12 protein-coding genes are annotated in these 21,005 nt (G+C 37.0%); 2 read left to right on the top strand and 10 right to left on the bottom strand.

Annotated elements, in window-relative coordinates; all coding sequences use genetic code 11:
- The first annotated feature begins 3 nt into the window (after positions 1 to 3).
- Positions 4 to 627, top strand: coding sequence for a hypothetical protein (locus MM213_RS02350; RefSeq protein ID WP_241409846.1), 624 nt, complete (start codon positions 4 to 6; stop codon positions 625 to 627).
- 127 nt (positions 628 to 754) lie between these two features.
- Here the strand turns inward: MM213_RS02350 and MM213_RS02345 are convergent, their stop codons facing one another.
- From MM213_RS02345 to MM213_RS02330, 4 genes are all read right to left on the bottom strand, one after another.
- Positions 755 to 2,263 (bottom strand): family 16 glycosylhydrolase, encoded by a 1,509-nt coding sequence (locus MM213_RS02345; RefSeq protein ID WP_241409842.1) that lies wholly within the window; start codon positions 2,261 to 2,263, stop codon positions 755 to 757.
- 365 nt (positions 2,264 to 2,628) lie between these two features.
- Positions 2,629 to 4,431, bottom strand: a complete 1,803-nt coding sequence (locus MM213_RS02340; RefSeq protein WP_241409830.1) for a glycoside hydrolase family 31 protein — start codon at positions 4,429 to 4,431, stop codon at positions 2,629 to 2,631.
- Positions 4,432 to 4,511: 80 nt separating this feature from the next.
- On the bottom strand, positions 4,512 to 6,101 hold the full coding sequence (locus MM213_RS02335; protein WP_241409828.1) for a RagB/SusD family nutrient uptake outer membrane protein: 1,590 nt from the start codon (positions 6,099 to 6,101) through the stop codon (positions 4,512 to 4,514).
- A 17-nt stretch (positions 6,102 to 6,118) separates the two neighbouring features.
- Positions 6,119 to 9,127 carry a SusC/RagA family TonB-linked outer membrane protein gene (locus MM213_RS02330; protein ID WP_241409821.1) on the bottom strand — a complete coding sequence of 1,003 codons (3,009 nt, stop codon included), beginning with the start codon at positions 9,125 to 9,127 and terminating at the stop codon, positions 6,119 to 6,121.
- A 394-nt stretch (positions 9,128 to 9,521) separates the two neighbouring features.
- Here MM213_RS02330 and MM213_RS02325 point away from each other — a divergent pair, with 394 nt between their 5' ends.
- Positions 9,522 to 12,401 (top strand): triple tyrosine motif-containing protein, encoded by a 2,880-nt coding sequence (locus MM213_RS02325; RefSeq protein WP_241409819.1) that lies wholly within the window; start codon positions 9,522 to 9,524, stop codon positions 12,399 to 12,401.
- Between the two features lie 255 nt (positions 12,402 to 12,656).
- Here the strand turns inward: MM213_RS02325 and MM213_RS02320 are convergent, their stop codons facing one another.
- The 6 genes from MM213_RS02320 to MM213_RS02295 all read right to left on the bottom strand — a co-directional run.
- Positions 12,657 to 13,454 (bottom strand): alkaline phosphatase D family protein, encoded by a 798-nt coding sequence (locus MM213_RS02320; protein WP_241409817.1) that lies wholly within the window; start codon positions 13,452 to 13,454, stop codon positions 12,657 to 12,659.
- Positions 13,455 to 13,487: 33 nt separating this feature from the next.
- A complete protein-coding gene (locus tag MM213_RS02315; protein WP_241409813.1) occupies positions 13,488 to 13,664 on the bottom strand; it encodes a hypothetical protein in 177 nt (58 codons plus the stop codon).
- An 18-nt stretch (positions 13,665 to 13,682) separates the two neighbouring features.
- Entirely contained in the window at positions 13,683 to 14,303 is a 621-nt protein-coding gene (locus MM213_RS02310) for a Crp/Fnr family transcriptional regulator (protein ID WP_241409811.1), read from the bottom strand.
- A gap of 117 nt (positions 14,304 to 14,420) precedes the next feature.
- On the bottom strand, positions 14,421 to 17,612 hold the full coding sequence (locus MM213_RS02305) for a TonB-dependent receptor (protein WP_241409809.1): 3,192 nt from the start codon (positions 17,610 to 17,612) through the stop codon (positions 14,421 to 14,423).
- A 486-nt stretch (positions 17,613 to 18,098) separates the two neighbouring features.
- Positions 18,099 to 19,031 (bottom strand): PorP/SprF family type IX secretion system membrane protein, encoded by a 933-nt coding sequence (locus MM213_RS02300; protein WP_241409807.1) that lies wholly within the window; start codon positions 19,029 to 19,031, stop codon positions 18,099 to 18,101.
- 88 nt (positions 19,032 to 19,119) lie between these two features.
- Positions 19,120 to 21,005: MBG domain-containing protein (locus tag MM213_RS02295; RefSeq protein WP_241409805.1), on the bottom strand; the 1,886-nt coding region annotated here is incomplete at its 5' end.

Here is a 21,005-nt window from a genome sequence, read left to right as displayed (position 1 = left end):
ATCATGAAAAAAGTATTTGCATTGCTCGCTATTTCCTTCCTAAGTTTTCAAGCTGTATGGTCTCAGGAAAAAGAAGAAACCCTTTTGGGAAGTAACCTAAAATTCTCAAACATTGGAGTCATGGTCGAACCGGGATTTCAATTCACACAGTTGGCAGGGGAAGGTGCAGGATTTTTCCAGTTTAGAGGCGGGGTTATCTTGAATGACAAAATCACACTTGGGGGATTTTATGGTTCATTAATAAATGAAGTAAGGCCAGCTTCCCTGGACAGTGGACTTCCGCAGGCAGCACATCTTGACTCCTATACAGCTGGTGGATTTATAGAATACACCTTGTTTTCCAACAAGCTTGTGCATTTCACATTCCCCTTGGCAATAGGCATGATGGAAATCGAAATAGATGAAGAAGGCAGAAACTTCGATTATGATGAAAGAAAGAACCTATTTTTTGAGCCACGCGCGCAAGTTGAGGTTAACCTCCATAAGTTTGCAAGACTCCACGCCGGTTTGGGATATCGGATCATGGGGTCAACCATCGAAAATGCAGCCGGCGTTCCCCAGGCAAACAACAATCTCACATTTCAGGTAGGGTTGAAAATGGGCGTATTCAATTTCAAAAACCTATAGAACAATCACATAAAAAAACCTCCAACGCGCTTAGCCTTGGAGGTTTAATTTTTATTGAAACAAACAGAAAAAAAACTGCTTTTTTAAGACAAAATAGAAATTGATTTTTCAAAAGCTTAACGATCTGTTATCTTGACTGATAAACCCTAACATAATCAACTTCAAATACATGAGGAAATAAGCTATTATCGACACCTTTCTTCCCTCCCAATCCACCTCCTATAGCTAGATTCAACAAAAGATGAAAATCAGAATCAAAAGGCCATACATCAGTTTCTGCTCCATTCTTTTCATAAGTAAAATAGCAAATTCCATTGACGTAGGCTTTTATAGACTCTTCATCCCATAACAAGCTATAAACATTAAATTCTGATGTCGCATTAGGCAACAAAAAATCATTGCCCACCTGCGTCTTCTTGATGTGGTTATGAGCTTTGGTATGTACAGTGGCAAAAACAGTATCAGGTTTAAATCCAACATGTTCCATGATATCAATTTCACCACCTTCTGGCCAACCTTTATCTGAATTGCTGGGAAGCATCCATATAGCTGGCCAAGTCCCATTCCCTTTTGGCATTTTTGCCCTTATTTCGAAATAGCCATATTTGAAATCTCCCTTTCCTAGGGATCTAAGCCTAGCCGAACTATAATTTTTATTTCCAGTAGGTTCTTTAATAGCAGTGATTTTCAAAGTACCATTGGATACTTCCGCATTTTTTAGGTTAGAATCTGTGTACCATTGCAGCTCATTATTTCCCCAATTCCAGTCATTTCCTCGCGTATCAAAACTCCATTTAGTGGAATCTGGCAACCCATTCCCATCAAACTCATCAAACCATACTAGTTGTCTTTGTTTTTTTATTTTATCAACTTCAATTTTTGACATCAAAACTTCAGGTTCATCAGTCGTGATATAATCAAAAGAATGATTGATAAATACATCCATCAAGTTTGGCTGATTGACTGTCCAAGTATTCAACACTATTTGAAATTTTTTTGCTTCTTCTATCCAGCTAGGATTTTTTTCATAAACCTTAAATTGATAATTCATGCCAATATTACCTGCTAGAAAGAGTTCTTCGGGAGTTTTGTCTCCATTCAAATATTGTAGTGGTAAGTCTTTGTTCAGGGCTCTTAATACTTCAAGAATTTCATAATTGAAACTGATGAAGACTACAACTTCAATCAAACCCATCTGATTTACCAAATCCAAGGTTTTTTCAGCGATATCCCTATTTTTCCCTGTGGAAGAGGGTTTAATTTCGCAAATAAGTTTGGTGTCAAAAGTGGCTTTATTTTGAATGAAAGCCTCAAAATATTCATATAAAGTTGGTATCCTTTCTTGATTTTTCAGTGTGTTTTGAACGATATCCTTATACGTACTTGAGGCTACTTCTAACCCTTCAAAACTAGGGTCATGCATTAATATCAATGTATCATCTGCAGTCATCCTGATATCAAGCTCTACAGCATCTACATTGGTAAGTAAAGCAGCATTCAGTCCCGATATACTATTTTGGGCAACCCCAGAAGCTTTCCATGCACCCCTGTGCGCAATCACCTTCGTCTGTGCAAATGCATAATGCTCGTATACAATAAATAAAAATGTGGCTATTAGAATAATTTTAATCTTCATTGTGTTTTTTGGTATCAACATTAACATAATATGTTTGTATGCTTTCGTAATTGAAGTCAAATGGTAGTATTTTGAGCAAACGATTAGATATACTTATGACTACAATACAGCTTATGACTATTTTTTATCTCTCTATATTGATTTACACCTAAGAAGTGTCGAATCCTTACTTGCAAAGCTACTCTAGCCTAATGCTAAAGTGAATAAATACTCGTTTAAGAAAAAAAACAGGACTTTCCTTAGCCAATTTTTTGATGCAATATGATAATAATTTAATTGTTTGGCTGATTGGTTAGAAATTAAAGCAAGAATAGTAAAAACTAAAGGAAAACTGAATAACGCTACTCAGTTTTCCCCAATTACAATTAACCCTTGATCTTATTTATTGAAATCTTCAAACCATCAAACTTGTTGCTTTCAATATTATCTACTTGGTAGATAGAACCTTCGATACTTTTTACTTGATATGACTTATCCCCTATTTTAATAGAATTAATGGGCCTATTACTATGAATCGACAAATTGTATACTCTCTTTTTCTTCAGACCTTTATAATTTCCCTTTGCAGGGTTTATGTTTAGTATGGCTTCGTTTTCAGAGTCGGTCAATTCAAATTTTGTTTTGAGATATATCCCTTCCAGATAATCATTTGAAATTCCATCGTCTTCATAAAGAGTAAATGATCTAGATTCTCCTAAATATACTTTTAATTGAAGTGTGTCATTTGACCCTAACTCAATAGAACGAGCATAATTTCTCAGAGGAACTATTGATCCTTGCCTTACAAAAACGGGGATGTGTTCAAGATTTGTCTCGACAGTTATTGATTTTCCACCATTTACAGCTTCACCAGTCCAATAATTTATCCAATTACCTTTTGGCAAATCAATTTTTCTTTGGACTACGCCAGGCTCGATGACAGGTGCTACAAAAAATTCTTCACCCAGCATAAATTCATGAAGCTTTCCATTAATAGATCTGACAGCATTTACCCCTTCCCATCTTGAAAGGTGAGCATAAGAGTACAAAAACGGAAAAAGCTCCATTTTATGTTGGGCATAATTTCTGAAAATTTGATCTGCCTTATCCGAAACTTTAAATGCAATGTTTCCTGTTTGATTTTCAGGTTGTGAAAAAGGGGTCGTTATTGGCAACCAATTCGCCATTTGAGACCATCTTATATACAATTCTTCATCTACATACTTTTCTACATTTATTGCAAAACCTCCCATATCATTTGCTAAAAATGGTATTTCGTGAAAATGTTTTGAGGTATCAGTATACATTTCTAGATTTTCTTTGAGAGCTACTTTCGGTATCCAAGAAGAAAATGACCTTTGGGGGTTTTCGACAGTCCAATCAGAACGTGTGTCATCGGTCCATTTAGCAGGGTATTTTTTATATTCATTGGATTCTACACCTCCACTATGTGAGAATACGAAACCTCTCCCTTCAGTTTCCTTTCCAAGTTCCTGAGATAGTTCGAACATGGCTTTTACTACATGAATATTGTCTGTTTTGTCAAGCTTGACAAAATCCACCCCTTTGTCAAAGAAATGTTTAACTCTTTGCTTAAAATACTTTACTGCCTCAGGGTTTTCAAAGTCAATATTTCCCATCATAGTGCCTTTTACTTGATTGCTTTGGTCATCCATTATGGTAGTTCTACTCCCATTGTGCCAACTGCTCCTATGAATTACTTCTTCTTTGAAAAAATCTCGAGATTTGAAATCTTCGTAAGCCTCTTCATTACCTGTAATCTGAATGGCATCCCACATCCACATTCCTGCTTTGATATTTTTTCTTTCCATAAATGACCACATTTCCTCCATATCGTAATATGATACAGTATCAGCTATGAAATCCATATACTTCTTAGGTCCTTTTCCTTGATTCTCCCAATCCCAAATCCAAGAATCTATCCAGAATGCATCAATTGGATAATCATGATCAATAATTTCATTTATTAATTCAATACTTTGATCTTGATTTGTATACGAACCATACAATATCCCAAATGCCCAAGCTGGTGGAAGAATTACATCTTCATCAGTGGTATTCGGAACTTCATGCTTGTGATTTTCAAAATCTGTATTTTCTTTTTTGCTACATGCTGCTACAACAAAAATCAAAAGCAACACTACTTTAATCTTAAATGGAATTTTCATCAATTACGTTTATTTATAGTACTTCTGGGTTAAAATTTTGACAGGAAGAGCGTTTTCTTCCTGTCAGTTCTTTATTTCATCTACCTTGGAAAACCATCATTTTGAGGAAAACTTGTTCCGAAAATATCCAATTGACCTTGAGGAATGGGCCAATTGACATTGAAAGGTTGAAAGTTAGTTCTTGCTTCGATGTTGTAGCCTTCTTCACCAGCGTAGTTTCTTATTTGATCTACCATAGTTCCAGTCCTTTTCAAAAATGCCCATCTATGTCCCTCAAGTGCTAGTTCACGTGCGTGCTCATCCAAAATATCGGACATAGACAATGCCTCTGTACGGGGCTCATTCCCTGCTCTTTCCCATGTTTTATTATACCATTCCAGAGCCTTTGCTTGGTTTCCACTCATTAAATAAGCCTCCGCTAAAGAAATACAAGTTTGTGCATACCTGTATTGCATCACGTCACCAAAACCTTTACTATCATTGACTGTAAAGCTTTCTACATCTTCGAATTTTCTAAGACCAACATGAATATTTTGAAAATCTGCCTGAATATTTCCTGTTGGAGGAATGGTATCGCCAACTTGAAGTCCCCTAGATGCGGCGGCAGTTTCATTGGTAAATACATAAGCATGACGATAAAACTCAAAATATCTTTGATCTGTATCTTGGTTATATAGACTTAGTAAGTAAGGATTAGGGAACAACCAAGCTCTACCGTGACCTCCATTTACTGCTACTCTCTGGCCATTGTTTACCCTGTGATATTCTGGTACGAATAAGGCTTTTGCCCTGTGTCCTGCATAACCAAACTGTCCCTGAAAATCAGAGCCTCCTAAATCTTCGAAATACTGCCATGTGGCAATTGCTTCTGGATGATTTATATATTTCACACTAGAAAACAATTGATTCAAAGGAACCAAGTTATACTGTCCACTTTCAGCAATTGCTTCTCCTTGCAAAATAGCTTCCTGCCAATTATTCATCCACATGGCAGAAAGCATCTTTACATGCCTTGCTGCTCCCCTTGTTATTCTTCCAGGCTGACCCATATCATCTACAGGTAGCAGTTCTATTGCTTTATCCAAATCTTGATAAATCTGAGCAAATACTTCCTCCTTTGAAGCCGCTGTATATACTCTTTCATCATTAAAGTTTTCAGGGGTTGTCGGTACAATGTTTAAGTAAATATTATTGAACCTTTCGTATAAAAAAAGTAAAGAGAGTGCTCTAAAATAGCTTGCTTCCCCTATTGCACGATCAGCAGCAAAATTTCTATCTTCTAATTGTTCTCCATAAAAAACAATTTCGTTTGCCTTTCCTATGATTTCATAGTACAGATTCCAATAAGTTTGAAGGTACCTATATCTGTTGAGTTCTTCAGGTCTATAAAAACCAAAAGCAGGAGAACCCAATGGACCAATTCTGCTGACTTCGATATCAGTCCCCCTGATCAAGCCTGCAAACATCTCAGAATCATTATTGCCCCCAAATCTCAAAATTCTCCTATGTAGATAATACAAACCCACAGAGGCATTGGATATCCCTTCATTTGTAGTGTAAATTTCATTCACAGTTATTCTGGTTTCATTTCTTTCATCCAGAAAATCGGCACAGCTTGGCAAAACTAAAATTGCCAGAATTAATATTATTATCGATTTATATAGTTTCATCGTTTCGGTGTTTTGGGTTAGAAATTAATATTCAAGCCAAATTCAATATTTCTAGGCTCAGGATATGCTCCAGGAGCATGCTCTGGACCATAAGAAAGAAAGTCGGTCACAGTCCAAAAATTCATCAAAGCAGTATAGACTCTAACATTCCTAATGTTAACTTTCTGACTAATATTGGCTGGAATGGTATAACCTAAAGTGATATTCCTCAATCTAAAAAACGACGCATCTTGATACTGGAAAGTTGAAGTAAATGGTATGAAGTTAGGTCTAGGCCTTGGCAGTGCATTCGACGGGTTTTCAGGTGTCCAATATCCAACATCCATGGCATTTGACCCGACGGAACCTAAACCTGCCCCATACAGTGAGTTAGCCCTAACTCCACCACTTCGCCAAAAGAAATCAAAGCTAAAATCAAAACCCTTATACTCCATTTGTGAAGTAAAGGAGGCTATAAACCTAGGGTCTCTATCATATACTTGTCTATCATCTCCTGTAATCTCGCCATCATTGTTGATATCCAAAACCCTCACATCACCTGGCTGTGAACTTGGCATGTGGCCATTGCTTATTTGCTCCTGATTCTGCCAAATCCCATCAAATACATAATCAAAATAATTATTGATAGATCTTCCTATAAACCATCTATTTACCAAATCATCTATTGGCTTCCCGTCTTCATCCAGTTCCCCAGAAATGCTTATGATTTGGTTCACATTTCGGGTAAACATTGCACTGATGTTCCAATTGAATTCCCTATCCCTGATTAAAGCATAATTAAAAGTAAGTTCAATCCCTCTATTTCTTACCTGACCCAAATTATCAAACATGCTTGAATATCCTAAAGAAGAGTCAATTGTTCTTCTTACAATAAGATCTCTTGTGTTTGTATTGTAAAATTCCGCATTAATCTCTAACCTATTGTCCAACAAACCTAAATCAACACCAAAGTTGAAGGACTCAGAAACCTCCCACTTAAGGTTTGGGTTGAAAAGCTCAGAAGAAGGTAAAGCAGAATAACTTGGAGCACCTAAACCGAACTTATAAAAATATTCATTTGCTACACCAAGTGTTCTATATGGAGATACTCCCTGATTTCCTACCTGTCCATAGCTACCCCTCAATTTCAGATAGGGAATCCAATCAATGCCATTCATGAAATTTTCCCTATGCACCAACCAACCTGCCGCAACAGATGGTAGATAAGCCCATTTGTTATTGGCACCAAACACAGAGGCACCGTCCGCCCTCATGGTCAAGGATAAGAGGTATTTGTCTTGCAATGAATAATTTAACCTACCCATGTAGGATAAGATCCTCCTTTCTGTCACAGAATAACCCGGAGGGCCTGGCTCCAAAGCACCAGATATACCAGCTGCTCCAAATGCATCAGTTGGGAATTGTGTCGCTCCTACAGATAAAAATTCACCTCTGATTTTATTTGCTGCCTGTACAAATGTTGCATCGAGAGTACCAAGTTTGCCAAAATCCATCTTGTAATTGAGGATGTTCTCCATGAGAAGATCCATAGTTTGACTTCTACCCAAGCTGCCTGTACCATTGGTGTTGGATCCTAACTGATGTAATGATGATCTATATACTTCAGAACTTGAAAACCTACCGTTAGCACTAAGATTCAACCTATAATTCAAATTTGGTAAGATTTTCAAATCAGAAAAAACATTGAAAAGATAGTTGTGGATTTTTTCGGTATTGTAATACTCTCTGTTGTTCCATAGGGGGTTAGATGCATTTCCATCACCTGCTGTAGGTTGCAGATTACCCTCACTATCAAATGGGCTATTTAGAGGTGACAAACCTAAGTACCCAGATATAAATTCTTCTTCCCTGTCATTTTCAGAAAATGAATATGAAATATTACTTCCAACAGAAAGCGTTTTTGAAATTTTATAATCGGTGTTTATTCTAAGGTTATATTGTTCAAAACCTGAGTTTGGTATCATCCCATCTTGCGTATAATAACCTAAACTTACCATAGCCTTGGCCCTATCCGTTCCTGCAGAAACAGAAAGATCATATCGACTCAACAAAGCATCCGAAATAGTAAGGTTTTCCCAGTCGGTAAAACTTTGATTTTCAAGACTGGCAATTTCCCAAGGTTGAAAGACAACTGAATTTGGAGGGTAAGTACCGTCAGGGTTTCTTAAAACTTCTCTTTGTAGATCTATATATCCATTTGGAGAATAAAAGTCAAAATTTCTTTTCAACTGCTGAACATTCTGTCGTGTTGAGAACCTTACATCAGTGACTCCCTCTTTCCCTCTTTTCGTTGTGACTAGTACTACGCCATTTGCTGCTCTTGCTCCATAAATAGCAGTTGAGGATGCGTCTTTAAGCACCTCCAAAGATTCTATATCAGAAGGGTTCAATGACGCAATATTGTCTAAAGGAACACCATCGACAATATAGAGTGGATCGTTTCCTGCGGATAAGGACCTTGTACCTCTAATCCTAATCGAAGAAATTTCTCCAGGTCTTCCAGTAGCTGCATTGACTTCTACACCGGCAACTCTCCCAACAAGCATTCTATTGATGTCATTGGTGGTAAACTTGAGCATTTCCTCAGTATCTGCTGATGCAACTGAACCTGTGATATCGCTTTTCTTTTGTACACCGTATCCTACTACAATCACTTGCTCTAAATCAGAGATATCCTCTTTGAGGCTGATTTCCAAAAAACTTCTGTTACCTATATTTACTTTTTGGTCGATAAATCCAATAAAACTGAATTGTAGTTCGTCAGAACCCGATGGCACATTCAGAACAAATGCTCCATCAATATCAGAACTTGTTCCAATTGTAGTTCCGCTTACTAGTATATTGACCCCTGGCACAGGTTGTTTGTCTGCGTCATATACAATGCCTTTTATCTCCCTATTTTGAGACAAGGAAATGGTTGCGGTAGATAACGTTAATATTACAATCAACAGTAGTCTTAAAACATAATTTTCAAGAAATATTCGATAAATATTCCTGTAATCAATTTTGGGTAAATCGTTTTTCATTTTTGTAGGGTTTAAGGTTAAATCTCCTCTTTTTAACATCATTGACAACAGCTTCATTTTTCCATTAGATTACTATTGCAGCAATTATTACAATTCGAAGATTCACAAACCTATTTGTACTTTACTCCATTTCAAAAAAATGCACCCAAACATCAATTATACATGGTTGAAGTATTTTAAGATCACTACTTCATTACTACTACAAAAATTAATAAGTACTTACACATCACCTCACACCCAAGTTAAATACCCCTCTAATCTAATATTGGCTTTTTTAGATCAATGAAGAATTATATATTTACTTGATGCTGAAAATCAGATCAAAATATGTATCTGAATTCTTAAAGACAAAAATATATATCAACCAATCTTACTATTATACCAATAGAAAAAGATGCTCAAATTCAAAATTCACTTTCTATTTACTACAACACTTTTAGTTTTTTTAACTCTTCAATTGAAGGGTCAAGGTTTGCCATTCACTGAACTGTACTCAAAAAGCGATTATAATGGAGGTATACAAAATTGGGATTTTACAGAAAGTTCATCTGGGCTTATGTATGTAGCCAATAGTGGTGGATTGCTAGAATATGATGGTGAAAATTGGAGCGTTTTCCCTATGCCAAATAAAACAATTGTCAGAACTGCTTGTGTAGATCAAGATGAAAAAATTTGGGTAGGTGCACAACGCGAATTTGGATATTACAAAGCTGATGAATCAGGGGAATTAATTTACACCTCCCTGGTCGAAAAATTGATAAATATAGATCCTGATATATCAGAAATTTGGAATTTAACCAACTACAAGGGAGCCATATATTTTAGAACCTCCAACTATATCTACAAACTTGAAAACAATGAGTTAAACTTTTGGAAAGCTTCAGGGAGGTTCATGTATTTAAAAAGTATTGATAATCAAATATTTACTTATGACACGGGTAGAGGTCTATTGCATTTTGATAATAAAGAAGAGAGATTATTAGCTCAAATACCGGAAAAAAGTGGCCTAATGATGGGTCTCATAAAATTCAAAAATGATATTTTGATAGCAACTGAAAAAGGAGATTTGTATTTGTTTGCCGATAAAAAATTAACCCAATTCAGGACAAATCAGGAGATTTTCTTAGAAAAGAATAGAATCAGTGCAATTCAACCCTTAAGTGAAAATAAGTTTGCGCTCGCCACCTATCAAGGAGGAGTATTGATTTTCAATGAAAATGGGGAATTAATTCAAAGAATTGACAAGCAATCAGGGCTTCAAAGTAATAATATTTACAGTCTTTACACTGATAAGAAAGGAAATCTTCTTGCTGGCACTAATGCAGGTATTGAATACCTTATGGTAAATAATCCATATTCCTTTAGCTATCCTGACGGTCAATTGGAGGGTGGAGGATATAAAATTTTAAAAAAAGGTGATATTTTCTTTTTTGCCACGTCGAATGGACTCTATGCTTTAAATGAAGATGAGATTTATCCTCAAAACTCCTATAGATTAATAGAAAACACAAAAGGTCAAACATACGATATCGTGGAAGTAGAGGGGAAAATTATGTTAGGTCATCATGAAGGGGCAAAAATATTAAATCAATCAAAATATACTTATGCTGAGAATTTTGCTTCATTCAGAGGAGCTTGGACTTTTGTCGAATTTTCAGAAAATGGTTCATTTTTAATAGCAGGATCCTATGATGGTCTTCATTTATTTGAAAAACAAAATGACAAATGGATCTACATAAAGCAGTATGCTGACTTCAATGAATCATGCAGGATTTTAGTCAGAGAAGATAAAAATACTCTGTGGATGGCTCATCCATATAAAGGCTTTTTTAGATTGACCTTTTCTAATAATTATCAAGACCTAGATTATCAGTATTTTGGTAAAGAAACTGAAATTATAACTGAGAATTTCAATTACATTTTAACATTTGGAAACAAAATATTATTCAGTACCGCAAAAGGTTTGTTTGAATTTGATCCAATAGAAAAGAGATTTAAAGAATACACGGCCTTAAACTCATACTTTGAGAAAAAAGGAAGATTTTCATCACTTGTTGAAGGGAAATCCGGAGAAATCTGGTATGTCAAAGAAAATGAAATTGGAGTTTTAGAGCCTATTGAAAACAGAGGTGGGAAAATCTATCAAAAAAGAATCCTCAATTTTCTGAGAGGTAAGATAATTTCTGGTTTTGATTTTATTTACCCTTTGGATTCAAACATTACAGCTTTTGGCACTGAGAAAGGCTTCGTTTATTTTAATAAAAACAAATTAAACAATTCAATACCAAACACTTTGATAAGGTCAGTCACAATTCTGGCATTCAACGACTCTACCACAAACAACAAGAAAATAGGTGATCATTACATTCCTAAAGAAGTCAAGTTAGATGCAAAGCAAAATGATATAAAGTTCGAATTTGCTGTAATCCAATTTTCCAATCAAGATCCAAAGGAATATTCATGGCTTTTGGAAGGATATGATCAAAATTGGTCGGAATGGCAAAGTAAATCAAACAAAGAATATTCAAACTTAAAACCTGGAAATTATACATTTAAAATTCGAGGGCGACTTTCAAGTAAACCTAACGAGTTTTCTGAAGATCAATATTCATTTACTATTTCTCCACCTTGGTACAGATCGAATTTCGCATATTTTATTTACACGATTTTGATTTTTTCTGTAATTGCAATTATCATTATTTTACCTAGAAAAAAGTACCATAAAGAAAAAGAACATCTTGAGTTTCAGTATAGAAAAAAGGAAGAAATCAATCAGAAAAATGTAGAGTTGGCACAAAATGAACTCAACAGATTGAAACAGGAAAAGTTACAGTCAGAACTTGATTTCAAAAATAAGGAACTTGCCTCAAACACGCTGCATCTATTGCATAAAGGTGAAATTCTAGAAAAAATCAAATCTGATATTCATTCCATAATTGAGGTTTCAGAAGAGCAAGAGAAAAATAGACTCCTCAAAAAATTGCACCGGCTCATTGATCAGGAAGGGAAACTTGATGAAGACTGGGATAATTTTACTCAACATTTTGATCAAGTAAATGGCGATTTCCTAAAAAGACTTCGGGATACTTTTCCAAACATTACAACTAAAGACCAAAAACTCTGTGCTTTTCTCAAGATGAATTTAACATCTAAAGAAATCGCACAACTCTTGAATATTTCGGTGAGAGGTGTAGAAGTGAGCAGATACAGGTTAAGAAAGAAACTTGAACTTGAGCAAGAAACTAACCTTACTGAATTTTTGATGGATTTCTAAAGCTACGATTCATTCAAAATATAGATCAATATGTTTCAAGTAGGAGTAATTAGACAATTCTTATCTATTAGATGTTTAGATTCCCATAAGACTGACTTGAGTTTTCCCAGAAATTGACATTAATAAATGGATAAAACTTTCAGATGGGGTAAATAATTACTTGATTTGTTCAACAAGTATCTTGATCAAAAATCCCATCCAATTGAATTTTGGATGGGATTTTTATAAAGAATTCTTGGCAGTTAGTTGACAAAGTCAATCACGTATTGGGATAGACTGCTCCAAATAAACCTGTCCTTCTTTACCTTTTATTTGATAGATCATCTGATTGTTTTCCCAGTCAAACTCTACCAAACCGTAGTGAAGGGAAGCAATCAACCCTCCTACTCGATATGGATTGTACTCTTCTTTATAAGTCTTCCATACGTGAGTCATCCCGCTTGATGTGATTTCATACAGACCATTGGGAAACTTACCGTCTTTTAACCTTGATATTTCTGCAATATGCCTGTCTCCACTGATCAATACAGGGTTTTTAGCTTTTGAGCGTTCAATTAGCTTAAACAACCTTTCTCGTTCTTTGGGAAAATTCTCCCATTTTTCGAATGGATGGGCTGTTGGAATAAACTGAATTCCTGATGCGATAATATTTACTTGTGCCGTACTTTTACCCAATTCTGAAGCCAACCATTCCCATTGTTCTTCACCAAGAATAGAACCTTCCAAATTTGGCAGGTATTCACCATTTTCTCGATACAAAGTATCTCTGTTAAACCTTGCATCTAAAAGGAAAACCTTGACTTTTTCATTTCCTCCTCCAAATTCATAAACAGCGTAAACCCCACTCTGTTTTCTACGAGGACTATCTTTTGGCTCATCAAGAAAATCAAGCATCAATTCCATGGAAGCCTCCTTTTGGGCATAGAACTTTCCTCCGTCATTGATACCATAATCATGGTCATCCCAAACACCTATAACTTTGGCAGACTTTTTAAGATTTCGATATCCATCGACCATATTTTGTGCATCATACTTTGATTTTAGCAAATCCATATCATCGGTATCACCATACACATTATCTCCCAACTAAAGAAACACATCCGGATTATCAGAACTAATAGGTTCCCAAAGTGGCTGTAGTAGATCATGTTTGTTGCAGGATCCAAAAGCAATTTTGCTTATTTGTTGGGCAAAGGAAGAAAATTCTACGGCTAGCATTGTAATGATGCAAAGCCCGATTGCTTTTAATTTTGTAGTTATCATGTTTTTTATAAATTCAAATTAATTAGATAAATCAGTTTCTAATCTTCGAGTATTAGCTTTTGCTTCCATACCCTTCATCAGTTTTGAGACAGTTTGCCTACAGATCCCAGTCATTTGAGATATATCAACTTTATGCAATAGATCTGGTATAAAAACCTTACTTGACCGAGCGTCAATAATTGTATCGTCAAATTCTTTGAAAACAGCTTTTATCCTATCTGATGGGGAGAGCGTGCATATTTTGAACAAGCGGGTTTCCATTCGACACCAACGCTGTATGACAGACTTGTTGAACCAATCGGACACCAAAGGGTCAAAGACTATCATTTTCTTGTAAAAAGAAAGCTCATATGATATCACCCTGCAATCTGTCAATGCTTTGGCAAATTCAAAGAATTGCCCATTTAGATATCTGAGATTTCCAAACACCTCTTTTTTGTAAAGGATATCATAGCATACTTCTTCCCCGTTCTCCGAATACGTCCCGATTTTTACAGCACCCTCAAAGATTTGAAACATCTCGTTAGGCTTATGCGGTGGTGTGTATAAATAATCACCCTTTTTGTAGTACTGCTCTTTTATCAAGTGTTTGGCTTCTTCTTTTGAAAGTTGGCTTTGAAAATAAGAAAGGATATCCATGATTTTTTCTTTAAAATTCAGGAAGTGTAGTGACATAATCACCCCACTTCCTAAAACTTCATGAAAACTTAAACCACCCTTAACATAAGATATCAATACCCAAATCAGGTAAGGAAATCAAAATGAATACCTCAAACCCAGCTGAATCCTCCAAGGCGTTCCATTGATAGGAAGTACGCCTACACCCTGTTCTACATTGTAGACATATTGTCTGGTATCTTGATCAAATCCCCTGATGCTTTGTAGGTTTCTTGAGCTTCCTAGGTTATTGTTGACACCCCATTCCTTGTTTAGTAAATTCATAAAATTGAATACATCTCCAGACAATTCAAATCTATGGGTTCCTGCAATATTGATCTGTTTCAACAGTCTTAGGTCAAGGTTAAAAAACATGGGGTTTTCACCACCATTTCTTTCTGCAATTTTCCCAAAACTCTCCCTTAGGTATTTTTTGGTACTCTCCGAGGTATTTGGATCATCAAGAATTGCATTGTATCCATCCCTTATGTTATCTGGTGTGTTTGGATCATTCGGGTCAAATACAAATGCAAGAGCATTGTTGAGAGGAAAATCCCCCTGTAATGATCCATTGGAAACAAGGAACGAGTACCTTGAACCACTGACACCAATCAGTGTAGCACCCATGGTAAACCCTTTCCAGGTAGGCGATGCACCGTTCAATACTATTTTGTGTTTGAATTGATTATCAGAATACGCCCAATTCAGTCTTCTGGAATCATCTACTACCGGAAGAAAAGTTGAGGTATTCGCCACACAGCAATTGTATGAAGTATTGTCAAAAGCTTGGTTGAAGGTGTAGGAGGCTGTCAAGTATCCATCTTTGCCTATCCTCATGCTACCATCAAGGATCAAGGCGTATTGGTAACCTGCCCCAACGGAATTCAATTCCAAAACTCTTCCCACATCATTTGATTTTCTTGAATTGAGCCAATTGGTCTGTCCATTTTGACCAATAGTGTTTGCCGGAACAAAAACTCCTCTGTTAGCTTCATTTTCCAACCTAAAGAATGGTTCGTCAACTAAGTTCCTTTCTAGATAGACATAGTTGTTGAAAGTATAGGAATAAATAATATTTGCTCCCAACCTGTATCTGTTTCCCAAGAGTTTATTGTAGTTGAGGTTTGCCTTGAATGTATTTGGGACCCTAAAATCATCAGACACACTGTTGATTGTAGATATAAAATCAGCTCCTTCGGGAATACCAGGTGCAGGAACTCCATTTCTATAACCTATAAAATCTGCTTCAGGTACAAGTTCTCCCTGTACATCTATTGCAGCCAACATAGCTCCTGAATTTTGAATATTGTTTACTTGGGCATAATAATGTGGCTGTGCTGCAAAAATACCAGCACCAAATTTTAAGACATCCGTATTCTTGCCTTTGATATCCCAAGAAACCTGAACTCTTGGCTGAAGGTTTTTGAAATCCGCAGGCCTATTATCAGTCCTAATCCCAAGTTCATTAAATACACTTGGATTGAAAGCGGCCTCGTCCATGAACATTGTTGCATCATACCTTAGTCCAGCGACCAAATTCACATCTCTATGGGGATTGACTTCCATTTGGGCAAATGCAGATAGGTCAACAACTGTCTGCTTGACGACAGGAAGTCCCTGAAGCGGTACTTCCCTTGCATACCTGAAAGGATTGTTGTTTTCAAAATCTTGCAAGCTATTATAGAAAAACCTACCATTTTGCTCACTGCTTAACAAGGTCTCAAGATAAGTGACCATGTTGTCTGTACCAAAAGTAAAGTTGAACTTACCCCTTTGCATGTAAGTACTATTGACGATATGTATTTGTTGTTCCAAATTGGTTTCAGGAAGAAACCTTTGTCCTCCTATTTGAACATTGGTAGTCTGGATGGCATTGGGGTTGTTTTCCGTTGGAAATGGAGATACTACCCTAACGATTGCCCTTGGCATATTGGTAGCAGGCAATTGTCTATTGACAGTAAAAGCCCTTTCGGCATGTTGAAACTGGACTTTCAATTCATTGGTTGTATTGGGATTAACAATTGTCCTTAATGAAAACAGTAAGCTATTCTCTTTGGAGGTAAAATCCCCATTCACTTCCGAGAGGTTGATGGCTGTATTGTCATTGACCGAAAAAGGATTTGACCAGTCTGTGTAGTTATTTCTAATGGTCAGCTTATTCCTTTTGTTGATTTGCCAATCCAATCTTGCAAAAAAAGTATTGGCTACAGTTTTTCTGCTAAACTCCCCAACCTGTTGCTCTTGACCTACTCCATAAAGTCTTCTGGCTACATCGATAAACTTGTCCAAGGTATCTTTCCTGATCCTTAGCCTTCTTTCATCATCCTCGTTTCTAATGTCAGCGATAAATACGGGTTCACCTGCATCCTGCCTGTCAAAAACGGTAAAAAAGTGGAGTTTATCCTTTACAATAGGACCTCCCAAGCTAAATCCCCACTGTGTGTTGTTGAATGCTACTTCCCTTCTATTTCCTCTGATATCATAAGGACTGGCAAGATTATCATTTCTATGGTATGCAAAGGCCGATCCTTCTAAGGTATTTGTCCCTGCTTTGGTCACTGCATTGAGTGCCCCACCGGCTTGTCTCCCCTGCGTTACATCATAAGAGTTTGTGGCTACTTCAAATTCACGGATTGCTTCTATGGAAACAGTATAAGGCCCTCTTCCTATCTCACCTGCTGTCAACTGGTTTCTCGCATTTACCCCATCGAGGGTAACATTGGTAGAGGTTCTCCTTTGACCTCCCAAATTAAGCCCTCCACCTCCTTGAAGTGGTGATAAAGCAGTTAGATTTGTAAAGTTTCTGCCTTCCGTGGGAAGATTTTTGATCTGTTTCGAGTCAATGGCAGTTACCGCACCAAGCTTATCAACCTGATTTTTGAAGCTATCACCCGACACGACTACTTCAGCCAAATCACTGCTCCCATAATCCAACTTCAAGTCAAGATTAATTCTATCACCTTGGTTGAGCTGGTAACCTGTGAGTTTCTGGGTATTGAAACCAATGAAGCTTACGGTGATTGAATAGGGTTTCCCCAAAGGCAATTGTTGAAGCTGAAACCTTCCGTCAACTCCTGTTACGGTACCTGCCTCGAAACCTGTAGATTCATTTCTGACAAGCACATTTGCCCCAATAAGGGGTTCATTTGAATCATCCAGTACTAGACCACTTACAGTAGCATTGGTCGCTTGGGCAAAGACTGATTGAATTGAGATTACCGACAAAAATATCCATGTTAAAACAAATACTTTGGTGGCTTTTTTCTTTTGTTGTGTAGATAAATTGTACATAAGATTAATGGTTTACTCCCACAAATCTTGCTGAGTAAATCCTAGAAAAATGTTAAATTTTAACATGTTAAGTCATATTAAAATTATGTTCATATGGCCTTAACACAGATAAGTATTAAAACCTGAACTCTCCAATCATACTCCTAAATTCTTAAGAAACTGAATTTCATAATTACTTGGTACCACTCGCGTACCTATGATAGGATTACTGAATCCAAAAAGTGAGTCCATATTACTTTTGTTTCCCTGCTCACAGTAGGGTCAATTCTAACTTCGCATTTTTCAAAATTACAAATTCATCTACGATACTAAACCAAGCCCAATACCATTTCTGATTTTGACCCAAGAATACCCAAAAAACAAAAAATCAAGACTAATTATATATGAAACATTAGGATAAAATAGGCCTGACTATTGAGCAGATCCGTAGAATGAGGCCTAAATACAAAATCCCACTGACGTCCAAGATTTAAGTATTTAACAGAATCACCAAATCATCCCTCTCCTATCTCCAAACAGCGCATAAGTCAGCATAAATTCATGCGTCACATTAGGGAGCAAGTAACTCCTCAGCATTGGCATCTCGTAGATGTAGCCTATTCGCATCTTGTCGAATAGTAAGCCAAACTGAAAATTATTCGCATAATCTATTCTATGACCTCCACCTATCCATAGCTTTTCTTTCAGAACAACTTTTAGGTTTAATTCCAGATTATCAGGTAAATCTGACTGACTTCTAAACATGAAGTTGGTCGCTAGGGCTAAATTCTCACTAAGTCTATTTCTGTAACCTGCCTGAAAGATGCCTATTCTAGGCATCCTTTCCATAAATACATCTCCAGAACTAATCGCACCTTGATTAACATGATGTACAGCATAGGAAATATAATAACTTGGATGCGTTAAGGCAATGCCTAAATTGAAATCCATTACCTGCATATTAGAGAAGCTACCTATGTACTGGCCCACAATCGGGTCATCTGCCTGTTCGGTAGTCATGCTGTTTCCATCCAAACGAACAGAGCGGTAGTTTAAGCCTGCTCCCAATCTCAAGTTGGTCTGATCTCCCACCTGTATCCTAGATGCGTAGCTAGCAACAAACTCCGTCTCAGCAAAGGCACCATACTGATCATGTAAGATAGAGATACCAGCGGCATTCTTACCTAGAATATCGCCAGATACCTGACCAGAGAGTTGGCCGAAGTCTAGCTCTGCAGAGGCAAAGTAAGTCTTTGGAGCTCCCTCCCAACCTGCCCATTGATTGCGGACAAAGCCTCGCAACATAGAACCTTCATAGCCGGTCAATGAGGGATTGTAATACCCTTGTAAATGGCTGAACTGGGAGATGTATTTTCTTGATTGAGCGATTAGCGTCGTGCTCAGTCCGAAGCTTAACAAGAGTATAAATATCTTTTTCATAAATTTCTATTTTAAGGGAAAAGGTTAAAAAAGAGAGGGGGACAAGTGTATTGTATACAAATCCCACCATCCCCCTTTTTCCTAGTTCCTATTTTCTTAACAGATTCAACATTCCTTTTCTTACTTCTCCTGTCTCTCCAACTTCAATGGTCCAATAGTAAGTCCCAATTGGTAACTCTCTACCATTGAAAGTTCCATCCCATCGGATATCTGGATCCTCAGTGTAGAACATTCTTTCACCTCCTCTTTCGAAGATTTGGATTCTGACGTTTCTGTAGTATCTCAAATCTGGAACTCCCCAAGTATCATTCATACCATCTCCATTTGGCGTGAAAGTATTAAATACTTCTATGCTAGCTACTGACTGTCTGCTTCTTTCTATAGTAAATACCTTATCCAAAGTATTCAAGTCTCTATCGGTGACCCTCACGACAACCTTGAAGGTCGTTCTACCACCTGCAGGATTTTCACTGCTCCAGTATAGTACATCATTGATCACTTTGAAGTATCTATTATCTTCCAAATCGTAAGGTACTCCAAGTACATGTATATTGTCTATAGAATCCAATACTGTCAAAGAACCAATCGCTACTTCCTGATTGCTCTTCGCTCCCTCGAAAGTATTATTGGACAATAAGATGTCTTGCGGTAATGGTTTTGGAAGGACCCTAACTTGCAATTCAGCTTTCAAATTTTCTGGATTTTTGAGCCAAGATGTCTGTATTACTTCACCCACCAAGTCATATGTCCCCCTTCTAAACCTATTCAAAGGTAATTCATTCCAAGTTACATCAAGGAAGTATGGTCTCCCATTTGTTGCCATCAATGCCACGCTGTTTGGAAGATCAGAAACAGCTCCCCAATTCATATCTAAAGTTCCTATTTCAAAGATTTCTTTGATTGATGTTGGAATTATTTCCAATTGAGCGGAGATGAGTGTTATCTGATAATTATCCCCTCCTGTCAATGAACCCAAAGTAATGTCGTACTTCCCAACATCTTCTCCTGACACCCTTGAGAGTGATCCACTCAATTGATCTTTTCCGATCAAACCAGTAACTGTATAAGTAAACTCTGGATCTTCTAGGTCATATACTTTAGATTGATCATCCGCGACTAAAGTCAAGGAGGCTGCAGTCACTTCTAGTTTCCCTGACACCAATTTGATGTCATAATTCATATCTGACCCACCCAATAAAATTATCGGATAGGTTCCAACACTTGAAGTTGCTGTAGCTGTACTGCTAATACTTGGTTCAATAGATACTTTTTCATCTCCATTCACCAAGCCAGAATAAGTCAGTGTAAAGACTGGATTGGCAGACCCGTAGATTTTAGACTTGTCATTTGCTTGAATAGTCAAGGCTTTTTTGACAATCTCAAAATCAGCTGATACAAAATTGATAATATAGTTTGGTGATATGCTTAGCGAACCCTGTTCAATTAAATACTTTCCTACATCTTCGCCAGCTACTCTAACAAGTTGCCCAGATAAAATACTTTCATCGTCTTCACCTGCAAAGCCAGAGACTGTATAGCTCAAGATAGGATCAGTTTCCCCATAAATCTTACCCTGTTCTGGTGTAACTGTAAGAGTCAAAGTGGCAGGTGTAACTTCCAGTTCTGCCATCAAAGTCAAACCGATATAATTAGTACCTGTAACTATAGCCGTTACATTTTGCGTACCCACATTTGTTCTGGTATTGTTGGCATAAGCAACAGAAGCTCCATTCGGAAGAGTCCCTGATATTTCAAGAGTTTTTTCTGTTCCGTCAAATACAAAATTTCCATCTTCGAAAGTGATTCCTCTGATTGTGGCAGGAGTAATTTCCAAATCTGCTGTCAATACGAAATCATCGAAGTTTGAACCGGTTATCCTAGCGGTTACCTGTTGGTTTCCGACATTCGTTCTTCCATTGTTTTCATAGGCAACTGAAGCCCCCGCCGGAAGTGTACCTGAGATTTCGATGGTTT

The organism is Belliella alkalica (assembly GCF_022549785.1).
Classification (GTDB): Bacteria; Bacteroidota; Bacteroidia; order Cytophagales; family Cyclobacteriaceae; genus Belliella; species Belliella alkalica.
The sequence above is the reverse complement of the archived record's forward strand: the minus strand, read 5'-3'. Positions and strand labels throughout refer to the sequence as shown.